17 protein-coding genes and 1 tRNA gene are annotated in these 19,372 nt (G+C 54.1%); 13 read left to right on the top strand and 5 right to left on the bottom strand.

What is annotated here, in order from left to right:
• Window positions 1-270: 270 nt before the first annotated feature.
• The 5 genes from PKE98_RS15455 to trfA all read left to right on the top strand — a co-directional run bounded on the left by PKE98_RS15455 (window position 271) and on the right by trfA (window position 3,666).
• Window positions 271-346 (top strand) — tRNA-Thr (locus tag PKE98_RS15455).
• Between the two features lie 167 nt (window positions 347-513).
• Window positions 514-1,689: a tyrosine-type recombinase/integrase gene (locus PKE98_RS15450; RefSeq protein WP_507763568.1), complete on the top strand. Its 1,176-nt coding sequence runs from the start codon at window positions 514-516 to the stop codon at window positions 1,687-1,689.
• Window positions 1,682-2,431, top strand: a complete 750-nt coding sequence (locus PKE98_RS15445) for a hypothetical protein (RefSeq protein WP_271196199.1) — start codon at window positions 1,682-1,684, stop codon at window positions 2,429-2,431. Before PKE98_RS15450 ends, PKE98_RS15445 begins: the two co-directional genes overlap by 8 nt.
• Before the next feature lie 107 nt (window positions 2,432-2,538).
• Window positions 2,539-2,754, top strand: coding sequence for a helix-turn-helix transcriptional regulator (locus PKE98_RS15440; protein WP_271196198.1), 216 nt, complete (start codon window positions 2,539-2,541; stop codon window positions 2,752-2,754).
• Between the two features lie 6 nt (window positions 2,755-2,760).
• Entirely contained in the window at window positions 2,761-3,666 is a 906-nt protein-coding gene (gene trfA / locus PKE98_RS27165; protein WP_373877870.1) for a plasmid replication initiator TrfA, read from the top strand.
• A 189-nt stretch (window positions 3,667-3,855) separates the two neighbouring features.
• Here trfA and PKE98_RS15435 read toward each other — a convergent pair whose 3' ends face one another.
• From PKE98_RS15435 to PKE98_RS15430, 3 genes are all read right to left on the bottom strand, one after another.
• A complete protein-coding gene (locus tag PKE98_RS15435) occupies window positions 3,856-4,938 on the bottom strand; it encodes a type II toxin-antitoxin system HipA family toxin (protein ID WP_373877869.1) in 1,083 nt (360 codons plus the stop codon).
• 142 nt (window positions 4,939-5,080) lie between these two features.
• Complete coding sequence (locus PKE98_RS27160) at window positions 5,081-5,392, bottom strand: helix-turn-helix domain-containing protein (RefSeq protein ID WP_373877871.1); 312 nt, start codon at window positions 5,390-5,392, stop codon at window positions 5,081-5,083.
• Between the two features lie 69 nt (window positions 5,393-5,461).
• On the bottom strand, window positions 5,462-6,187 hold the full coding sequence (locus PKE98_RS15430) for an HAD family hydrolase (protein ID WP_271196196.1): 726 nt from the start codon (window positions 6,185-6,187) through the stop codon (window positions 5,462-5,464).
• Between the two features lie 269 nt (window positions 6,188-6,456).
• Here PKE98_RS15430 and PKE98_RS15425 point away from each other — a divergent pair, with 269 nt between their 5' ends.
• From PKE98_RS15425 to PKE98_RS15410, 4 genes are all read left to right on the top strand, one after another.
• Entirely contained in the window at window positions 6,457-8,193 is a 1,737-nt protein-coding gene (locus PKE98_RS15425; RefSeq protein WP_271196195.1) for a class I SAM-dependent DNA methyltransferase, read from the top strand.
• Window positions 8,190-9,527: a restriction endonuclease subunit S gene (locus tag PKE98_RS15420; protein ID WP_271196194.1), complete on the top strand. Its 1,338-nt coding sequence runs from the start codon at window positions 8,190-8,192 to the stop codon at window positions 9,525-9,527. Before PKE98_RS15425 ends, PKE98_RS15420 begins: the two co-directional genes overlap by 4 nt.
• Window positions 9,527-10,693, top strand: a complete 1,167-nt coding sequence (locus tag PKE98_RS15415; RefSeq protein WP_271196193.1) for an SIR2 family protein — start codon at window positions 9,527-9,529, stop codon at window positions 10,691-10,693. The genes PKE98_RS15420 and PKE98_RS15415 overlap by 1 nt, the downstream gene beginning before the upstream one ends.
• A gap of 240 nt (window positions 10,694-10,933) precedes the next feature.
• The gene (locus tag PKE98_RS15410; protein ID WP_373877868.1) at window positions 10,934-14,083 is read left to right on the top strand and encodes a type I restriction endonuclease subunit R; all 3,150 of its coding nucleotides are present in this window, start codon (window positions 10,934-10,936) and stop codon (window positions 14,081-14,083) included.
• A 481-nt stretch (window positions 14,084-14,564) separates the two neighbouring features.
• On the opposite strand, the gene PKE98_RS15405 is transcribed toward PKE98_RS15410, so the two are convergent.
• Window positions 14,565-15,269, bottom strand: a complete 705-nt coding sequence (locus PKE98_RS15405; RefSeq protein WP_271196192.1) for a hypothetical protein — start codon at window positions 15,267-15,269, stop codon at window positions 14,565-14,567.
• 693 nt (window positions 15,270-15,962) lie between these two features.
• Here PKE98_RS15405 and PKE98_RS15400 point away from each other — a divergent pair.
• From PKE98_RS15400 to PKE98_RS15390, 4 genes are all read left to right on the top strand, one after another.
• Window positions 15,963-16,466, top strand: coding sequence for a hypothetical protein (locus tag PKE98_RS15400; protein ID WP_271196191.1), 504 nt, complete (start codon window positions 15,963-15,965; stop codon window positions 16,464-16,466).
• Between the two features lie 46 nt (window positions 16,467-16,512).
• Complete coding sequence (locus PKE98_RS15395) at window positions 16,513-17,133, top strand: DUF6988 family protein (RefSeq protein WP_271196190.1); 621 nt, start codon at window positions 16,513-16,515, stop codon at window positions 17,131-17,133.
• 528 nt (window positions 17,134-17,661) lie between these two features.
• Complete coding sequence (locus tag PKE98_RS27155; RefSeq protein ID WP_373877867.1) at window positions 17,662-18,255, top strand: chemotaxis protein CheB; 594 nt, start codon at window positions 17,662-17,664, stop codon at window positions 18,253-18,255.
• A gap of 58 nt (window positions 18,256-18,313) precedes the next feature.
• On the top strand, window positions 18,314-18,652 hold the full coding sequence (locus tag PKE98_RS15390) for a hypothetical protein (protein WP_271196189.1): 339 nt from the start codon (window positions 18,314-18,316) through the stop codon (window positions 18,650-18,652).
• A 28-nt stretch (window positions 18,653-18,680) separates the two neighbouring features.
• On the opposite strand, the gene PKE98_RS27150 is transcribed toward PKE98_RS15390, so the two are convergent.
• On the bottom strand, window positions 18,681-19,055 hold the full coding sequence (locus PKE98_RS27150; protein ID WP_373877866.1) for a response regulator: 375 nt from the start codon (window positions 19,053-19,055) through the stop codon (window positions 18,681-18,683).
• Window positions 19,056-19,372: the final 317 nt, after the last annotated feature.

Here is a 19,372-nt window from a genome sequence, read left to right as displayed (position 1 = left end):
CTTTGTTGATAGTTTCTGGGCAACCTCGGCAAACGCACACGCAGCAAGGCTTTGAGGTATCTGTTTGTTTTTTAATCACACTGAAATATTCAATAAAACCAGGTAGTTACTGACTTCTGTCAAGTACCGCACAGAAATCACTCGCCCTCTGCTATAGCGCCTCACGATTGTGCATAAGCCTATTCCGGCGGGTAGAACGCAGGCTAAAAAACGACCGCAGATCAGGCCTTTACTCGCGGCTTCTAATGGATATAATGGCGGCCCTGAAATGCCGGTATAGCTCAGCTGGTAGAGCAACTGACTTGTAATCAGTAGGTCCCGGGTTCGATTCCTGGTGCCGGCACCAATAAAGCGTTTCATGCAGTGCCAAGCAATGTCATGAACACCCCAGAAAGCCCGCCTAGTGCGGGCTTTTTGCTTCATGCGGTATCACGCAGTCTCATCCAAGCGCTTGCTATTTGAGTAACCAGATAAGTACCTTTGATTGGTTCAATGATCTTGGGTACTCAATCGATGGCGCTAACCGTCCTGCAAGTGAAGAACGCCGCCCCTCGCGATAAGGATTACGGCCTTGCCGATGGCAACGGCCTGTTCCTATGGGTGCGCGCAGAAGGCGGTAAGTCTTGGCGCTTCCGCTTTCGCCTAGATGGAAAACAGTCCCACATTTCGTTGGGCACCCTCGACAGAGCGACACTCGGGCAAGCACGACAATTAGCTGCCGAGGCTCGCCAGCTTGTATCTCAAGGCAAACATCCAGGTCAGGAGCGCCAAGCTAAGCGTGTGCAGCAGGCAATAGCGCGAGCAAATACCTTCAAAGAGCTCGCACTAGAGTGGCATCACCACAAGACTCCTCGATGGTCCACTGGATATGCCAGTGACGTATTAGAAGCGTTTGACCGGGATATTTTTCCGCAAGTTGGAAGCCTTCCCCTCGCAGATATTAAGCCTCCTCAATGGCTTTCAACGTTTCGGCGGATAGAGTCCCGTGGGGCACTAGAAAGCCTGCGCAAGGCTCGCCAGCGCTGCCAAGAGGTGTATAGGTATGCGATCGCTACCGGTCGAGCTGAATACAATCCTATCGCTGACATTGGTGGGGCTCTGCGCCCACCGGCCTCACAGCACTATCCGTTCTTGCCCGTCACAGCTCTTCCAGCCCTACTGAACGCTATCGTCTCTTGCAAAGCTCAGGACACCGTAAAGCTCGCTGCGCGCCTGTTGATTCTGACCGGCGTCCGTACTGCAGAATTACGGTGCGCACCTTGGGCAGAGATTGATCTCGACACAGCACTTTGGACGATTCCGGCTCATCGCATGAAAATGCGCCGGCCGCATGAGGTGCCGTTATCTGCCCAAGCAATGAAGGCTCTGCACGAGCTGAAGGCAATAACCGGTGGATACACCCTGGTCTTTCCAGGTAGGAATGATCCTGCAAAGCCCATGAGCGAGGCTGCAATAAACCAATTGCTCAAAAGATCTGGCTATGACGGCCAGGCCACCGGTCACGGTTTTCGGCACACTCTGTCCACCACTCTGCATGAGCAAGGCTTCCCTAGCGAGTGGATTGAAACCCAGTTAGCGCACGTAGACAAAAACAGCATACGAGGCACCTATAACCATGCTCAGTACCTCGAGGGACGGCGAGAGATGCTTCAGTGGTATGCGGACTATATGGAGCGTTTGAATGCCTAGCTCCCAAGTCACTCGCTCCAAGCGACGACTAATAGTGATGCGTAGCTCGCCAATTCGGCTGAGCGACTTCATTGAACACTACCGACAGGAGCTAGGGTGTAGCCGGGAAGAAGCGGCCTTTGCATCGGCCGATATTCTGCGCCGGCTAGAGCCAAACCATCCGCAACTCAATATCGAAGTCTGCTGGGTTGCAGAGATCCTTGACCATACAGCTCAACGCGAGACGTGCGGTATACAGACGGCAAGACTTATCAGATTCTTCGAGCTTCAAGCACTCAGTAAAAGCAAGCGGGAGGCGTTTGTGTCGCTGGAAGACGCGTCGGGTGCAGAGCTACATGCTTCGGATGCCGCCGTGTACTTCTCTCCACAAGCTTTGACGCGACTAATCGAGACCAACTCGAGCCATGAATTTGTCCCCAAATTCATCTGGGCAGAGGAGCTCCCTAAGACCCAACATTCGGAAATTAAGGCAGGAGCACGGGACCACCTTCGTACGAGAGAGCTACTCACGGTGCAGCGACTCACCGGGGCACTCGTGAAGATGATCATAGGATCTGCCAAACAAGATGAAGCACGCCGCGTAATTCTCAGCTCGAAGCTTTGCGGAGTGGCGGACGATAAAGTGAAACCCTTCTCGACCGCTGAAAGCCTCACCTTTATCGCTGACCGCATGGGCCTCAGCGGCTTTCCCGACACCGATACGGTGGCCAAATATCTTCCCAATAAACAGGATGACTCTTAGGCTGACGCTCCCAAAGTAACCGCATCTATTCTCCCGAATTCGGTTTTTGATGCCATCAAGTGCCATTCAATCCAGAGCCATTCCAACCGGACTCATGGAGACATTGAATGGCCCTCGCATTTTCCCCGATCGCTACACCTACACTTCTGCGGCTGCCCGGCGTTTGCGCCCAAGTCGGGCTGAGCAAATCCCAGATCTATCGACTCATTCGCGCCGGTGATTTCCCGCCACCAGTGAGACTAGGCGCCAATTCGGTCGCCTGGCCTGCTGACCAAATTGGTATGTGGGTACACGAAAAAATCAGCGCAGTTCGTCTGGTTTAACCATCCATGCCGAACCCTAAAGCGAGGATGGAAGAATTAAATCAAAAGCGGGCAACTCGACCCACCACCATTGCTATTACGCAGCAAGCGGAAGTGACGCTGAAGCTTCCCACGTGGCCCGGAGGGGTTCGTGGAGTGCCGAACGCAGTACTGCGATCAGCGCTCTTCGGCGTCTCGCGCGACCAAATTCGACCGTATTTAGACCACGTAGCAATCCCCTCTTTAAAAGGGTATGCAATTGAGTACTCAGGTCCTCGACTTGACCAATGCGACCTAGATGTGTGGGAAACCGTTCTACATCTAGCTCAAAGCGAAGCCCATGGCCGAAAGGTTGAAGTAGATGTATCCGAGATTCTTCAACTGCTAGGCCTAACCGATACAGGTCCGAATCGAAAAAATCTAAAGAGTCGTCTAAATCGGTTAGGCAGCACGTCACTGAGCATTCAAGCAGAGCGTTTTCGCTACGAAGGCAGCCTCATTGACGAAGTGCATTGCGATCTACTGCCTCAGAAATATGAAGTCCGCCTGAACTCAGAACTACCTAGGCTCTTTGCCTGCGATTTGTACACTCGAGTGCAATGGAATGTTCGAAAAGAGCTTCAGGGGAAGCCTCTAGCACAGTGGCTGCATGGATTTTACGCCACTCACGCAAAGCCTTTGCCCCTGAAGGTCGAAACAATTCAAAGGCTGTGCGGTAGCGAGACGGCTGAGCTCTCGAAATTCACCCAGTTACTTCGAAGAGCACTAAACCGTTTAGTGACGGCCTCCGAGGTACACGACCAACAATTCTCTTACGAGCTCAAAGGAGAACGGCTTTTCGTAATGCGAAAACCAAGCGCGTCACAACACCGCCACTTGAAGCGAAAAAAGGACACCGTTCCCGCGGGTAGCCGTACCGTTACGACGAGGTGAAACTGCCGTCCCGTCGGGTAGTGGGTACCGTCCTGACGGGTAGGCAACCCAATGTGATACTCGGCGCAAAGCCACTTGCGATAAGCGCTGAAAACCAGGAACGACAAATCCTAATCGTCTTTAATCAATTTTAAATCTTTCCATTTGCAGGCCAGCTAACCGAACCCAATCAAAAGTGATAGCCATCAATTAAAACGCAAGAATCACCGACTCCATCAGTTCAATTTCCGAACGGGGTAACTGCATGCGCTGAGCAATAGACCGCCACTCCCCAACCACTTCCAGCACCTCCTCAATGACTTGAAGTGCCTGGCGATCATCTAGGCCGTAACAAAAGGCGGTGTCAGTCAGCGCTTGAAGGCTGGGTCGATTGTCCTGATCATCAATGTTTAGGACATGAGCTGCTAGGTGAGGAGCAGGGTTAACGTCGAAAGCAGGGGCAAGACGCCAGCCTTGCTGACTCATAAGGAACCCGTGGTTACGCAGATGATCATCACGGTTGCCGATAGCAATATTGAAGGTGACACGTCTGAACAACTGCGCCAAATCACCATAGAGGTGCTCCGGCGAACCATTAGTTTGAAGAAACTGGGCCAGATCGAGATAACTCACACCTTCACTTTGCTCAGCCCGGAGCGTTGACATGGCCGACGCGTAAAAGACTCTGCCCCGTGGAGAGCGGTCAAATCGACGAACACAGAAAGTATGGTGACTGCCACCTAAACGAACGGCTTTTGCTCTCGGCATAACCACACCAGCTCGAACAGCAAGGAATTGAGTGACCCCCTCCCAGGCGCCAACATCAATCTCATCATCCTCGGCCGGGAACTTTGCAATCCAGTCAGTCTGATCCGCTGCGAGGAAGTTAGCTTTGGGTCGGGTACCGCCCAGGGAGGCCCCACAAGCAGCAACCAGGCTCACCCATTGCTCGAGGGAGACCAAATCATCGACCCGCTTGCTCGAAAGTTGGCGAGCAGCCTCTGCCAGCTCAGGGAGAGACTCCAAGGGAGGGATGGCTATCGGATTGGCGCTAATAAACCCATTTTCACCTGCTAGCCGGAAGCGCAACGCTCCTTGGCGACTAGAGTCCTGGACGCCTACGAGGAAATCCCACGCGTAGAGGTTATTGGGTTTCCGCCCAACATTCTTCGCCTCCAAAACCTCGCGGCGCCTCATGAGTGTTTGCCCCCAACGATCTGGGGATGAATCCAATAACACACCAAAAATGCCCGCCTCAGCTTTCGGGAAAAACGGGGTCTGATCTAAGGTCAAAGACGGGTCCATCAATAGGCTTAGCGGACTACTCAGCCAAGCGCTGTCGTAGGCAATCCGAATCCCGCCCCGATCATTCGATAGCGTTCCGACTCGAGTTAAGGACTGCGTCAAGTCGCTATCAAGCCAAACCTCTAGATCGCTAGCCATTTTTGCGGACTCTTCTCCGCGGCAACTCCAAGTCCTGCAAGCGGCGTCCTACCTCATCGTCGCGCGCGAGAAGATTTATATCCTCGCTCAGGTGCAGAGCTGCCAGGATTCTTAGGTAGGTCCCAAACGCTACCGATGGCGAACCTAGCTCAGCTTTGTGCAAAGTCATCCGCGAGCAGGATGCACGAGCAGCCATGGTTTCGGCGCTCATATTTCTCCGGAGCCTAGCCAATCGAATACGCTCACCAAACGCAATGAGCACTTTTTGCTCTTTCGGGAAAATCGGTATTTTTTCTTTAGCCATGTCTAATAAATTAGACAATAAACGGTGTTTTTGAAAACTTTATTAAGCGCCTAACTCTCCTAGCCCTCCTCAGGCAGAATAATACCTGGCATTCACCACCACCGTTTTTGCGAAGTCGACTAAATTCGTAATTCCTTCGTCGCCCCGTCGATTAAGGTGAAATCCAGTTATCCCAACATGCGCAGGCCCATCACGATCGCACTGCAGAGAGTCTCCAATCATGACCACACGCTCATTGGCTGTTTGCTCCCCAAGGTCAATGCAGAGCATCGAACAAGTCGCGTTGTAAATATTTGGATCAGGCTTCGCTGCACCGATGGAATAGCTAAAACCATATGCGTTCAGGCCAGGTAGCAGCCCTCGCACAGAAGGTCCGTATGGCGCAGCCAGATTGGAGCAGACAGCCGTTTTAACACCTGCATCCTGCAGCAACGCAATCGCTTCTAGCGCATCAGGAAACAATTTGAGACCAGCTAATTCCTCTTCGAGAACCAGCTCTAACTCTCGAAGCGAAAGAGCATCAATTGTGATGTCAAAATGGTCTGCTGCTTGGCGCAATGTGAAATCGCGAGTAAGGAGTTGTAGGGCGTCATCAGGTCGTGGGCGCCGCCCCTGAAGCCTTCCATGCTTCAGTAGCCGCAAGTAAGGACTACGCCGCTCTCGGATCTCGATCAGCGTTCCGAAAACATCGAAGATAGCCGCCGCTGTTTTCACATTTTCCCTTTGGCATTGCCTAATGCGTTTTTTACACGGTAAGCCAAACGTGGCCGTTCGAGGGCGATAACGCTCCAGCATTAAAGGCCTTGTGCCCTCCCAAGGCATGAGTCGCTCCCACGATCAATAAACTCAGTGTCTATCGAGCGCGTGCCGGTAAGGTACCTATAAGGCGATCAGGCGTGAGTACTAGCGACGTGCCAGGTTATTTGCTGTGGCGCTTACAAGGCCATGATGTGTATCTTTCCGCGCAATACAACTGCCTGGCATTTAGCGAGGCGGCAATGTGCGATTTTTCGCTGGACCAGGCCCACCGAAACTAACAGGGCCTAGCACTTAGGGAATGTCAGATGAACCCCATCGAACAACAATTCTTCACTGAGCTCGAAAAGAAGCTCTGGACTGCCGCGGACAAGCTGCGCTCCTCCTTGGATGCATCGGTTTACAAACACGTTGTGCTCGGCCTGATTTTTCTCAAATACGTATCCGATGCCTTCGAGGAACGCCAGCGTGAGCTACGTGCACAACTCACCAACCCCGCCGACGATTACTTTATGGACCCGGCGGACTACGGTGACCTCGGCAGCGAAGAATACGAAGAGAATCTCGCCGCCGAGTTAGAAGTCCGCGACTACTACACCGAGAAAAACGTCTTCTGGGTGCCAATCGAGGCACGCTGGCAAACCCTGCGCGAGTTAGCGCAAGTGCCACCCGGTGAGCCGTTGCCTTGGAACGCGCCGGGTAAAGACACACCAGAGAAAATGCGCACCGTAGGCTGGCTGATCGACAACGCCATGGAAGCCATCGAGCGCGAGAACCCCAAACTCAAGAACGTGCTCAATAAGGAGTTTTCCCGCACCCAGCTCGACAGCCACAAGTTAGCCGATCTGATCGCCCACTTCTCCGACACCAACTTTAGCCAGCCCAGCTATAACGGTCAGCCGCTGAATCTAAAGAGCAAAGACATCCTCGGCCACGTCTACGAATACTTCCTCGGCCAGTTCGCCCTAGCAGAAGGCAAAAAGGGCGGCCAGTACTACACCCCCAAAAGCATTGTCACACTGATCGTGGAGATGCTGCAGCCCTTCAAGGGTCGGGTGTACGACCCCGCCATGGGCTCGGGCGGTTTCTTTGTACAGAGCGAGGAGTTTATCGCCGAGCATGGCGGCAGGGTGGTCAACGGTAAAACCGGCCAGATCAGTGTTTATGGCCAGGAAAGCAACCCCACCACCTGGAAACTGGCGGCCATGAACATGGCCATTCGTGGCCTGGACTTCAATTTTGGCGGCCAGCCTGGCGACACCCTGCAAAACGATCTGCATCCCGATCTGCGCGCCGACTACGTGATGGCCAACCCGCCCTTCAATATGAAGGAGTGGTGGAGCGCCAAGCTGGAACAAGACCCACGCTGGCTGGTTGGCACGCCCCCGCAAGGCAATGCCAACTTCGCCTGGCTGCAGCACATGCTCTACCACCTGGCCCCCACCGGCAGCATGGCGCTGCTGCTGGCCAATGGCTCGATGAGTAGCAACACCAACAACGAAGGCGAAATCCGCAAGCAACTGATCGAGCAAGACTATGTGGAATGCATGGTTGCACTGCCCGGCCAGTTGTTCACCAACACGCAGATTCCCGCCTGCATCTGGTTCCTCACCAAGGACAAGGCCAACGGCTTTAACCTCGATAAGAAGAAGCGCGACCGACGCGGCGAGTTCCTGTTTATCGACGCCCGCCAGCTTGGCTATATGAAAGACCGCGTGCTGCGCGATTTCACCCTGGACGACATCAAGAAGGTTGCCGACACCTTCCATGCCTGGCAGCACGGCGAGGGCTTTGAAGATATACGGGGCTTCTGCTACTCCGCCTCGCTAGACGACATCCGCAAGCATGAACATGTGCTGACGCCAGGGCGCTATGTGGGTGCTGAGGAGCAGGAGGACGACGGTGAAGCCTTTGCCGACAAGATGGCTCGGTTGACAGCGCAGTTGGCGGAGCAGTTTGCCGAAAGCTCCAAATTGGAAGGGGAGATCCAGAAGAACTTGGCGGGGTTGGGCTTCCCGTGTCAAGAGGGGCTGGAGGCTGAATGATGGAATGGATAGATGTTCGCCTCGGGGATGCTTGTACAAAAATTGGTAGTGGTGCCACACCAAGAGGTGGCGGGTCCGTCTACTTGGATGAGGGGCCGATTGCGTTCATTCGCAGTCAGAACGTCTACAACGAAGGTTTTTCAAAAGATGGCATGGTCTATCTGGATGAGAAGCTGGCGCAAGGCCTAGCCAATGTTCAAGTGGAAGAGCAGGATGTTTTGCTAAACATCACTGGTGACTCAGTTGCGCGCGCCTGCCAAGTCATGAGCGAAGTATTGCCTGCGCGTGTGAATCAGCATGTTGCAATCATCAGAACCAATCAAGAAACTCTCTGGCCCACTTACCTGAGATATTTCCTGATATCTCCGGCCATGCAAGCACACATGCTCGGCTTGGCTGCGGTAGGTGCCACCCGTAATGCACTTACCAAAGGGATGATTGAGTCGTTCTCGATCAGGTGCCCTAAAGAGGTGGAGGACCAAAGGTCGATTGCCGACGTATTGTCCTCACTTGACAAAAAAATCGACCTCAACCGTCGCATTAACCAAACCCTCGAAGCCATGGCGCAAGCCATCTTCAAATCGTGGTTTGTCGATTTCGACCCGGTCAAAGCCAAGATCGCTGCCATGGCCGAAGGCCGCGACCCGCTGCGCGCTGCGATTAGCACCATCAGCGGTAAGCCTGATCCTGAACTCGACGACCTTCCTATCGAACAATACGACCAACTCGCCGCCACCGCGACTTTGTTTCCGGAGGAGATGGAAGACTCGGAGTTAGGCGAGATTCCGAGGACTTGGAGTGTTTCAAAGGTCGAAACACTGTTGTCGCGACTTTCTGCAAAAATACGATACACAAGAGAGCAGGTTTCAGAGTACGGTCAAATACCTGTTTTTGAGCAGGGCGCATCAATACTATTGGGATTTCACAATGGTGCCGCCTCCTATCCGGCCAGTTCAGAAAACTCGATGTTTATTTTCGGTGACCATACGTGTGTTACTCGACTCTCCTGTCAGCCGTTTGATATTTCCCAGAATGTGATTCCGTTACAGGGACAAAGTCGGCCTACTGTTTGGGTTTATTACGCCGTTAAAGAAAAGCAGAAATTTCAAGAGTACCGGCGTCACTGGATGGAGTTGATTTCAAAGGATGTGGTGGTTGCTGCTCCCGGTATCTGTTTAGAGTTTTCGAAAAAAGTTTCGAACCTGCATCTGCAAATGGAAGCTAATGAGCGACAGACGCAAAGCTTGCGAGAACTCCGCGACACCCTCCTCCCCAAACTGCTCTCCGGCGAATTGTCTGTCGAAGCGCTCGCCGAACAAGCAGGGAACGCTTGATGGACATTAAGAAGCTTCGTGAAAACAATATCGTGGACAGGGTCGAGGAGGTCTTGCAGGCGGCGTATTCGTCGAATCAGGCGTTCAACGCTGTACTCGATGAGGCTGAGCCGCTGGCATTTAAAAGCCTGCGCGACCCGGAGCACGAATACCTGATCAAGGTGAGCGATGCCTTGTATTGGGTTGAGCGTGATGCCTATCTGGATGAGTTGGATCACTGGGAGGGGCAGTGTCAGGTCAATCAGCATGAAGCGGCGACGGCCTTTATCAAGGTCTCAGACCAGCAAGCCGTTTTCCTTGACCTGGTGGATGCCATTCGTTTCGGGCGAATCGCGCCGTTTGTTGGTGCGGGGCTTTCCAAACCCTGCGGTTACCCAATGTGGGGCGAGGCGCTACGCAAGATCGCACAAAAGCTAGGCGGCCTGGATGTGCAGGACATTGAGCCACTGATGGCGCAATACGACTACCTGCAAGCCGCGCAAGTGCTGCACGAAACGGACGCTGAAATTGTGCGGCATTTCATCAAAACCGAGTTTCGTCAGCGGGGGGCAATCACCGGGCCGGTCACGCTACTGCCCGATCTCGCAGACGGCTGCATCGTTACCACCAATTTCGATACGGTCATCGAAGACCTGTTTCGAGAAATAAAGCAGCCGCTGGATGGCTATATGCACGGCATGCAGGCGGGTAATAACTTCGTACAGCGGCTATTGCGCGGTGAGCGGTGCATTCTGAAGCTGCACGGAGATGCCGGGCAGGCCAACACCCATGTATTCACCCTGGCGCAATATCAGGAGGCCTACGGCGGAGCAGCAGGCCAGCCGTTCGCGTTCCAAAACCAGTTGCCTCGGGCGCTGCGGCAAATCTTTATCAGCCACTCACTGCTGTTCTTGGGCTGTAGCCTGGAGCAGGACAAGACGCTCGATCTGTTCAAATCAGTGGTCGATGAAGCGGCATTTGAAATCCCGGATCACTTTGCCCTGCTGAATGAACCTGCTACACCGCAAGAGCGAGCCCGCAAGGAAGCCCGGCTGTTGCAACTGAAAATTCGGCCACTCTGGTATCCGACGTCCCACGATGCTGAGGGCAATCCGGATCACAGCCTGCTGGAGCAGATTCTCAGGCTGGCCATCGCTGTAGCGCGTAGACAGGTGGTATTTGGATGAGCTGCTCACCAGGACAGATCGACTTATGGCGTTGCAGCATCTTTAAGCCTTATATCTTGAAAAACGCCGGACTCCAGTCGCTATGCAGGGGTATATCCCGGCATGGGCATAGCCGTCATTTCATCGCAAATCGGCTTTGGTTGCCGGCTTGCCATTAAAGCGTTGATTTGTATTGGTTTTCTTATTTCATTACAAGCCAGAGCGTTTGCCAGCAAGCCCAGGAAGGCGTAAGGATTTCACATGTTGAACGAACAGCAACTCGAAGAACTGTGCCTGAGCTGGTTCCAGCAGGTTGGCTGGCATTTTGCCCACGGCCCGGATATTGCGCCGGACAGTAGCGCACTTGAGCGCACTGACTACCGCCAAGTCGTTCTGCGAGAGCGCCTCCTGGCCGGATTGGCACGGATTAACCCACAGATTCCGGCTGCAGCGCTTGAACAGGCTGTGCATGCGCTGCAAACGGTGAGCGAACCGCAGATGGTGGTGCGCAACCGCAGCGTGCACCGTCTGTTGCTGAGCGGTGTGGCGGTAGAATTTGCGGTGGGCGAGGAGAAGAAGAAGGACTGGGTGTACTTCATCGACTTTGCCCAGCCCAGCAACAACGACTTTCTGGTGGTGAACCAATTCACTATCACCGGCACCCGGCAACCACGCCGACCCGACTTGATCGCCTTCGTCAATGGCTTGCCACTGGCGGTGGTGGAGTTGAAGAACCCAGCCAACGAACAAACGGATGTTTGGGACGCCTTTAACCAGCTGCAGACATACAAGGACGAGATCAGCGACCTGTTCAACAGCAACGTCGCCTTGGTGGTGAGTGATGGTTGGACGGCACGGGTGGGGTCGCTCACGGCTAACGCCGAACGCATGTTGCCCTGGCGCACCATCCTGAACGAAGACGACCGGCCGCGCCTGCAGATGGAGCTGGAGACGGTGGTGCGTGGTTTCTTCAAACCCGAGTTGTTTCTGGACTACGTGCGGCACTTCGTGTTGTTCGAGCAGGACGGCGACAGCATCGTCAAAAAGATTGCCGGCTATCACCAGTTTCATGCGGTGCGTGAGGCTGTGCGCGCCACGGTAATTGCCTCCCAACATGCGGATAAAGGCATGCTGGCGGTCCACGAAGAGCGTGCGACCTATGCCAAAGAGGTGCAGCCGGGCTCACGCAAAGCGGGGGTGGTGTGGCACACGCAGGGGTCAGGCAAGAGCATCACCATGGCCTGCTATGCGGGCAAGCTGTTGCAGCAGCCCGAGATGAAGAACCCTACATTGGTCGTCGTGACCGACCGCAACGACCTAGACGGCCAGTTATTCGCCACCTTCTGCGCCGCCAGTGACTTGCTCAAAACCACCCCACAGCAAGCCGGTGACCGCGATGAGTTGCGCGAGATGCTGGCCTCACGCGAGGCGGGCGGCATCATCTTCACCACGGTGCAAAAATTCGCGCTGCAGGAGGATGAAGAGAAGCATCCGTTGCTCTCTGATCGTACCAATATCGTGGTGATTTCCGATGAGGCCCATCGCAGCCAGTACGGCACCAAAGGCCGGTTGGACACCAAGACCGGCAAGTACGTATTCGGCTATGCCAAACATCTGCATGATGCATTGAAAAACGCCACCTTCCTTGGCTTTACAGGCACACCCATTGCCCTGGAAGACCGCGATACCCGCGAAGTGTTTGGTGACTACGTCAGCATCTATGACATTCAGGATGCCGTGGATGATGGTGCAACAGTGCCTATTTTCTACGAAAGCCGGCTGGCCAAGCTGGACGTGAACCAAGCCGAAATCGATACGCTCAATGAGCAGGTTGAAGAGGTCGTTGAAGACGAAGAAGACATCGTCAGTCGCGAAAAAACCAAAGGCGAGTGGGCCGCACTGGAAAAGCTTGTGGGCTCAGAACCTCGCCTGCAACAGGTGGCACGTGACCTGATAGAGCACTTTGAGGCGCGCGTATCTGTGGCAGACGGCAAGGCCATGATCGTGTGCATGAGTCGCGACATTTGCGCCCATCTCTATAACGCCATCGTAAGTTTGCGCCCGGACTGGCACAACGATGACCCCGAGCTAGGGGCTATCAAGATCGTGATGACGGGCTCCGCTGCTGACAAGGCTCTGCTGCAGCCGCACCTTTACAGCAAGCAGATGAAGAAACGGCTGGAAACTCGCTTTAAAGACGTGAAAGACCCGTTGAAGCTGGTGATTGTGCGCGACATGTGGCTGACAGGCTTTGACGCGCCGTGTTGCCACACCATGTACATTGATAAGCCCATGAAAGGGCACAACCTGATGCAGGCCATTGCTCGCGTCAACCGGGTGTTTAAGAACAAGCCTGGCGGGCTGGTGGTGGACTACATCGGCATCGCCAACGAGCTGAAAGCGGCGCTGAAGACCTATACAGACGCCAAAGGTAAGGGTGACCCCACACACAACTCTGCTGAAGCATTAGCTGTGCTGTTAGAGAAGATGGATATCGTGCGAGGAATGATGCACGGCTTCGACTACAGCGCATTTGAGACCCGGCCACTCGAACTACTGGTGCCCGTTGCCAACCATATTCTGGGCCTCAAGGACGGGAAAACGCGCTTCCTCGACACCATGCTGGCGGTGACGAAGGCTTTCTCCTTGTGCGGTACGTTGGATGAAGCCGCGCCATTACGTAAGGAAATTGCCTTCTTCTCGGCCATCAAAGCGGCCATTACCAAGTTCACCACTGTCGATAAGAAGCGCAGCGATGCTGATAAGAACAGCGCGCTCAAGCAGATTTTGGACAATGCCATCATCTCGGATGGCGTGGACGATATTTTTGCGTTGGCCGGGCTGGATAAGCCCAACATCGGCCTGCTCTCGGATGAGTTCCTGGAGGACGTGCGGCAGATGGAGAGCCGCAATCTGGCTGTGGAGCTGCTGGAAAAACTGTTGCGTGACGAAGTTAAGGCGCGCGCGCGCAATAACGTGGTCCAAGAGAAGAAGTACGGCGACCGCTTGCTGGAAACGTTGCGCAGGTATCACAACCGCGCGATCGAAACGGCACAGGTCATTGAAGAACTGATCCAGATGGCCAAGGAGTTCAAGGCCGCGCTTGAGCGGGAAGCCGCGCTGGGTCTGAGTCACGATGAAATTGCCTTCTACGATGCATTGGCCAACAACGAAAGCGCGGTACGCGAGTTGGGTGACGAGACGCTCAAGAAAATCGCAGCGGAGCTTACCGAGAAGCTGCGCGCCAGTACGACTATCGATTGGCAGGTTCGTGAGAGCGTAAGGGCGAAGCTACGCATTTTGGTGCGTCGCTGTTTGCAGCGGTGGAAGTACCCGCCAGACCAGCAATCAGATGCCGTGGAGTTGGTGCTGAAGCAGGCAGAGTCACTGTCGAATGAATGGTCGATATAAACCCCAGCACGGTTCCCACGTTCTGGCGTGCGCCAAGACTCTGGGTCCGAGCAAGATCTTCGTTGTGGGTGAAGATGAGTTACCAAACCACCTATGGCCTGCGGCTACTTCAACCAATGAGGGCTAGCCGCTACATGAGGACAATCTCATTGTTCTGTACCCATTAGTCTTGGTGCCTTCGGTCTATCCACACGATGAACCGCTCGTGCCTCTCCTAAGAGCCGTAGGCTTTAGGCGGTAATAAGCCAAGAATTTTTTGCGCTTGCCCTATGGGGAGACCCAGCGCTTCTGGCAAGCCCAATTTGGCCTGGTTCAGGCGTGCCGATCCAGACTCATACGCGGGTACGCAGCCGAAACGCCACTAGCACCGTAATTCCAACTCACGGCTAAAAATCACACTGAAGGGCCACGCAGGGAGCCCTTTATCTGTGAAGTAAATATGTCGAGTTTGGCCCAGAGGTTTGGATCAATTACGCAGCAATTAATCGGTCGATCCGTCGCCCAAATACTCCGGCTCATCTGCGGCGTCCATTAAATCGCGAATCGTAAAGTCACCGTCTACCTCAACATCAAGGTCGTCATCAGCGATGGCTTGCACATCAGCCAGGCTGCGCATTGCGCGCAATTCCTCTCCACGATGGGCAATCAGAACCTCCAGTGCTTCGCGATCGCTTCTCGCGACTACAACATCGTGTTCGCCAACGCGATAGGCCGACATCGCCACGGACTCCAAATCGATCGCTAAAGCAGCAATACGCTCAGCAGGGCTCAAGCTTTCGTATGTATGTATTGCGGTTTGGTGTGTCAGCGGCCAGGCACTAACGATTAGGTCTTCATCGCTTTGAATCACACGCTCGCCTGAGCCCTCATAGGCCCATGACTCAGCGCCATCGAACTTAGCTACCGAATAGACCGCGGATGTTCGACCATTCAAGCCTTTGTGCTGAAGGATTGCATAGAAACCTGCAGCCATTGCCACGACTCGAGGACATTCCCGATTGTTTACTTCCTGAGCAGACTCGGAAGCTAAGCGATGAAGCTCATTTCGACTCTCGGTCCCAATTACCTCCAGATCGAAGAGTGCGTCGATATAACCGAGGGCCTTTTCGTAATACTCCCCGTCCTTGACCAGCTGTTTAACCTTTTTAATGACCGTATACACCTCGCTATTTACGTAGGTCGGCATGGGGTAGTCCTCACTCTATGGCTGGCTGCTGGACGCAGCGTCCAGCAGCTGCTGCTCATTCAAAACTTTGGATAGACCGGCCATTGTACGAACCATCTCGCTAAAGAGGACCTTGAACGGTCTGGAACGAGCCTAAGAAATCCTGGAGGATTCGCTCGCCCCATCTTCTCCAATAAACGCATTTGGACTACGCGTTTCCTAGAGGTCAAATTTTCTCTGCCAATGTGGTGAATTGTAGGTGGGTGTACCGCCAAAAAAACCCACCCCGATTAGAACTGGGACGTCCGAAGGCGTGTCCGACACCCGGTACACCCTGTTTGCGCTAGCGCGTCCGACACGTGGTACACCGTCCATTGAATGGCTAAAGATGGCGTCGTTTGGCTTCACTTGGCTGAAAATGGCATCGTTTGGCTTAAAATGGCCGGGCTTGGCTCGAAATGGCACGGAATCGAATGGGTTAGTTGCGCCTCAGGGGAAGGCGCAGCACACTCTTTTGCAAAGCTTTTGGACGGTTTTTTCGGCTAGACCGATTGATGGGCGCTGGAAGGCTTAGCGAAGTAAAAAGCATGAATACCGTAACGGGACCGGATGCCCCGGCGCTCACTTCTCCACGCAGAAAAGCCACTTTAGACCGGGAAGTAAGCCTTCAAACGCGTAGCCCTTTATGGCCACGCACAACAAAAGGAATTTACGGTGGTCCAGCAAGATCGAATCTGGGAAGCAAGCTTAGTCACTGCGATTAACGAAGAATTTGATCAGCTCAAATACCTCATTGAAGACAGCAGCGGCTCCACCGAGAAAGGAGACATTCAGGCGCAAATCAGCCGTCTTTGCGGCCTCACAGACCTCTCGCACAACCAATCAATACCGTTTTCTCCTACTATCAGGCTTCAGTTACAGGAGCTGAATGAGATAGCAATGGGGATGGTCCGAAGTAATATTCAGGTGGCACCACCGAGTGAAGAACATCTGCAAAATTTCGAACATGAAGCAGCTCAGGCTCTATTCGACGCAATCGCATTGAATTTCCATTTTCTTGCCCAGGCCGAGCTGAGCAAGCACGCGATCGCCCTTTCAAAGGAAGCCTTCGACTCCCTCAAAAGTTATTTGGGCAGCCATCCAGAATTCGACATGCTGGAGCGTCTTGTTCTGGTCCAAGATTATCGAGTGATGAAGCTCGCTGGTGACAAACGCTAGCGCCTACCTCGCGTCGTTAGTATCACCTTTATGAGCTGCCACCCCGATGAACAAAACGATATTTGAAAAGTCCGCTGAGATGGGTGAGGAACTGGCCGAGTACTTCACTTTGGGCCTGTACGACGATTCCAAGAGAATCATTACGAGCGGGGTCGCGTGCTCAATGTCACTGGAACATTGGACTGCCACTTTAACGATGCTTGAGCTCGGACTGCTTCCTTCCGCTGCGGTAGTGCATCGCTCTCAATTTGAGGCTCTGCTGCGTTCCGTTTGGTTGTTATATGCGGCATCCGAAGAACAGCTTAATAAGCTCTCAGAAAAGCTGACCCTCGTAACCGAGCAGGGCGCTAAAAATCTTCCGCAAACCGCAGACATGATGACGGCCCTTAGCAAGACAGGCCCAGTCGAGGCCTACGCTGCGTTAAACAGATTCAAGGAAAACTCATGGAAGGCGTTGAACTCCTACGCCCATGCAGGAATTCACCCCCTCAGCCGGCACGCTGAAGGATACCCAGTGCAACTGATCGCAGATCTCGTGCGGAATGCCAACGGCCTTGCTGTTATGGCTGCAATGCAAGCGGTCGTGCTCAGCGGGGATCAGCCGCTCCAAAAAGAAGTTCTAGGCGTAGCTAGCAGACACCTCGACTGCATGCCACCGCCGCTTTGATCCGTTAACTCGACACATTGCCAAGCTAGGTTGAGCCCATCACGCATGGCTCAACATGCCTAGAACAAGCTCTGCGCTATGAACCTGTCCAGAATCAGAAGGGCGGGCGGTTGGTGCAGGAATATCCGTGTAAGCGGAGCTCCTGCTCGTCAAAGCCAAGTAATTATGGACCCATCTACCAACTGATTGCTGCCCGGTATGGCCGATACATACTGGCCGATTGCAGCCGGTCACGACAGGCAGTTAACGGCCAAAAGCGGTCTTCTGAGACGGGAACGCTAACCGTCGCAGGGATCCTGAGCTTGAGCACGAAGGGCAAGTCCATCGCCATTAACCTCTCGCACCCGCGAGGTCGAACCGTGACCGTTGCTTTTACTTTGCGGTGGGCGCCCGCTGGGATACCCCGCTACATTTGCGCGGAAGATAAAGGTTCGAGGCGCGTAAACCCGGGGCCGCTGAGATCTCATTTGAACTAACTTGTGCCAGAGGCGGCCTCGAAGTTATCTGCTCACGTTAAAAGGCGCGCCCATGCCGACAGAAGGACCCGTGGTTGTGATCGGCACTTCGTCAGGGGGGCTAGTTGCGTTAAGGGAAATGTTCGGCGCGATGCCTGAAGATTTTAACGCGCCCATTGCGATCACGATGCATATCGGAGATCGAAGCCTGCTACCTGAACTTCTATCGACCGCCTCTCCGTTCCCGGCCAGATTCGCTAAAGAGGGAGACCTATTAATCCCTGGAGCGGTCCTCATAGCGCCCCCAGGCTCTCATTTGCTTATAGGCAACGGCGTAGTTCACTTGGGCCACGGAGCCAAAGAAAATTACTGCCGACCGGCTATCGATCCTATGTTTCGTTCTGCTGCTTTCAGCTACAGGGAGCGCGCGATAGCAGTGCTTTTGACCGGTGAGCTGGATGACGGAACCGTAGGCGCACAGGCAGTTAAATCGTGCGGGGGAGTCGTGGTTGTACAAGATCCCGCAGAGGCAGAATCTCCTAGCATGCCCCGAAGCGCGCTGGACTTCTTCCAGGTTGACCACTGCCTGAAGTTACGGGCGATCTCTCCCCAGCTATCGGAGCTGATACGCACAAGCTCGGAGCGTCCGAATAAGAACGTGAGTTAAAGAACTAGCCGTCGAATGCGACCTCGACCTCCACCCCGCCCATGCAGCGACGGAAATCATGGATGGACTCTTTGCTCGCACCCCACTGGTGTGCCCTGAGTGCCAAGGTGTCCTGTGGGAAACGAACAACGCGCCTTTGCGCTATCGCTGTCATACGGGCCACTCCTTTACGGCTAAGACCTTTGCGCAAATCCAGAATAAATCGATTGAAGAAGCACTTTGGGTCGCCATACGGGCCATTCGAGACAAGGAGGTTTTTTTCAAGCGGCAGCAGCAAACGGCGACCAGCAGAAACCTGGGTGATGAGGCGAGGGAATATGAGGTTGCGGCCGAGCATGCGCGAAATGCCGCTGAGGAACTGGTCCAGTTCACCACGCACATCTATCACGAGGTTTAAAGCGAAGCGCGGAGCCTGAAGACGTCCTTCACCCTACTTTCGCCTGCTGGGACAAAGCGTTTTCCACTGCGGAAAGTAGGCGGTTTAAGTCCCAGGGCTTAGCCAAAAAAACCACTTTCGGCGGCAGCTCCGAAGAACGAACCCGCCGGTGCCCAGAAGACACGATTATTGGCAGTGAAGGCCAACGTAATTGAATGAGGTTCATGAGATCCCAGCCGTTCAAATGCCCAGGCATACGAATATCTGTCATGACTAAGGCGAACGGGCTCGCATTCTCTAGAAGGGCAATGGCCTCGTCGGCAGTACCGCAGCATGTAACTTCTAGGTCTAGTAGCGACATAGCATCGGCTATTAGATACCGCAGCGTATCGTCATCCTCAACGACCAAGATCTTGCTAGGCATCGCGGTTTTTTCCAAGGGCGTCAAAGCTGTTGGCCTATAAACACAGGGCGAGTTTCACACCCTAGACCGACGGCAACAATCAAAACCGTGATGCCCGCGGTCTCCACTGCGCCAGAAATGCTTACTCCAGCGCCGCGACAGCGCCCCGTCTTCCAATAGATTCAACAATGGGCCACCGTCCCGGGATGCCGGTGTATTCCCTGGTGTGGTAGTCGTGACGACGTAGAAACATCGCTGGTCGCCAGCCCCCACGACGATGCATCGAATCCCGCTACCGTTCGGAATGTCATGCCACTTTGACAAGCGGCGTCCTTGAA

Source organism: Pseudomonas turukhanskensis (assembly GCF_027922365.1).
Classification (GTDB): Bacteria; Pseudomonadota; Gammaproteobacteria; order Pseudomonadales; family Pseudomonadaceae; genus Aquipseudomonas; species Aquipseudomonas turukhanskensis.
This window is presented reverse-complemented; position numbering and strand designations above follow the sequence as displayed.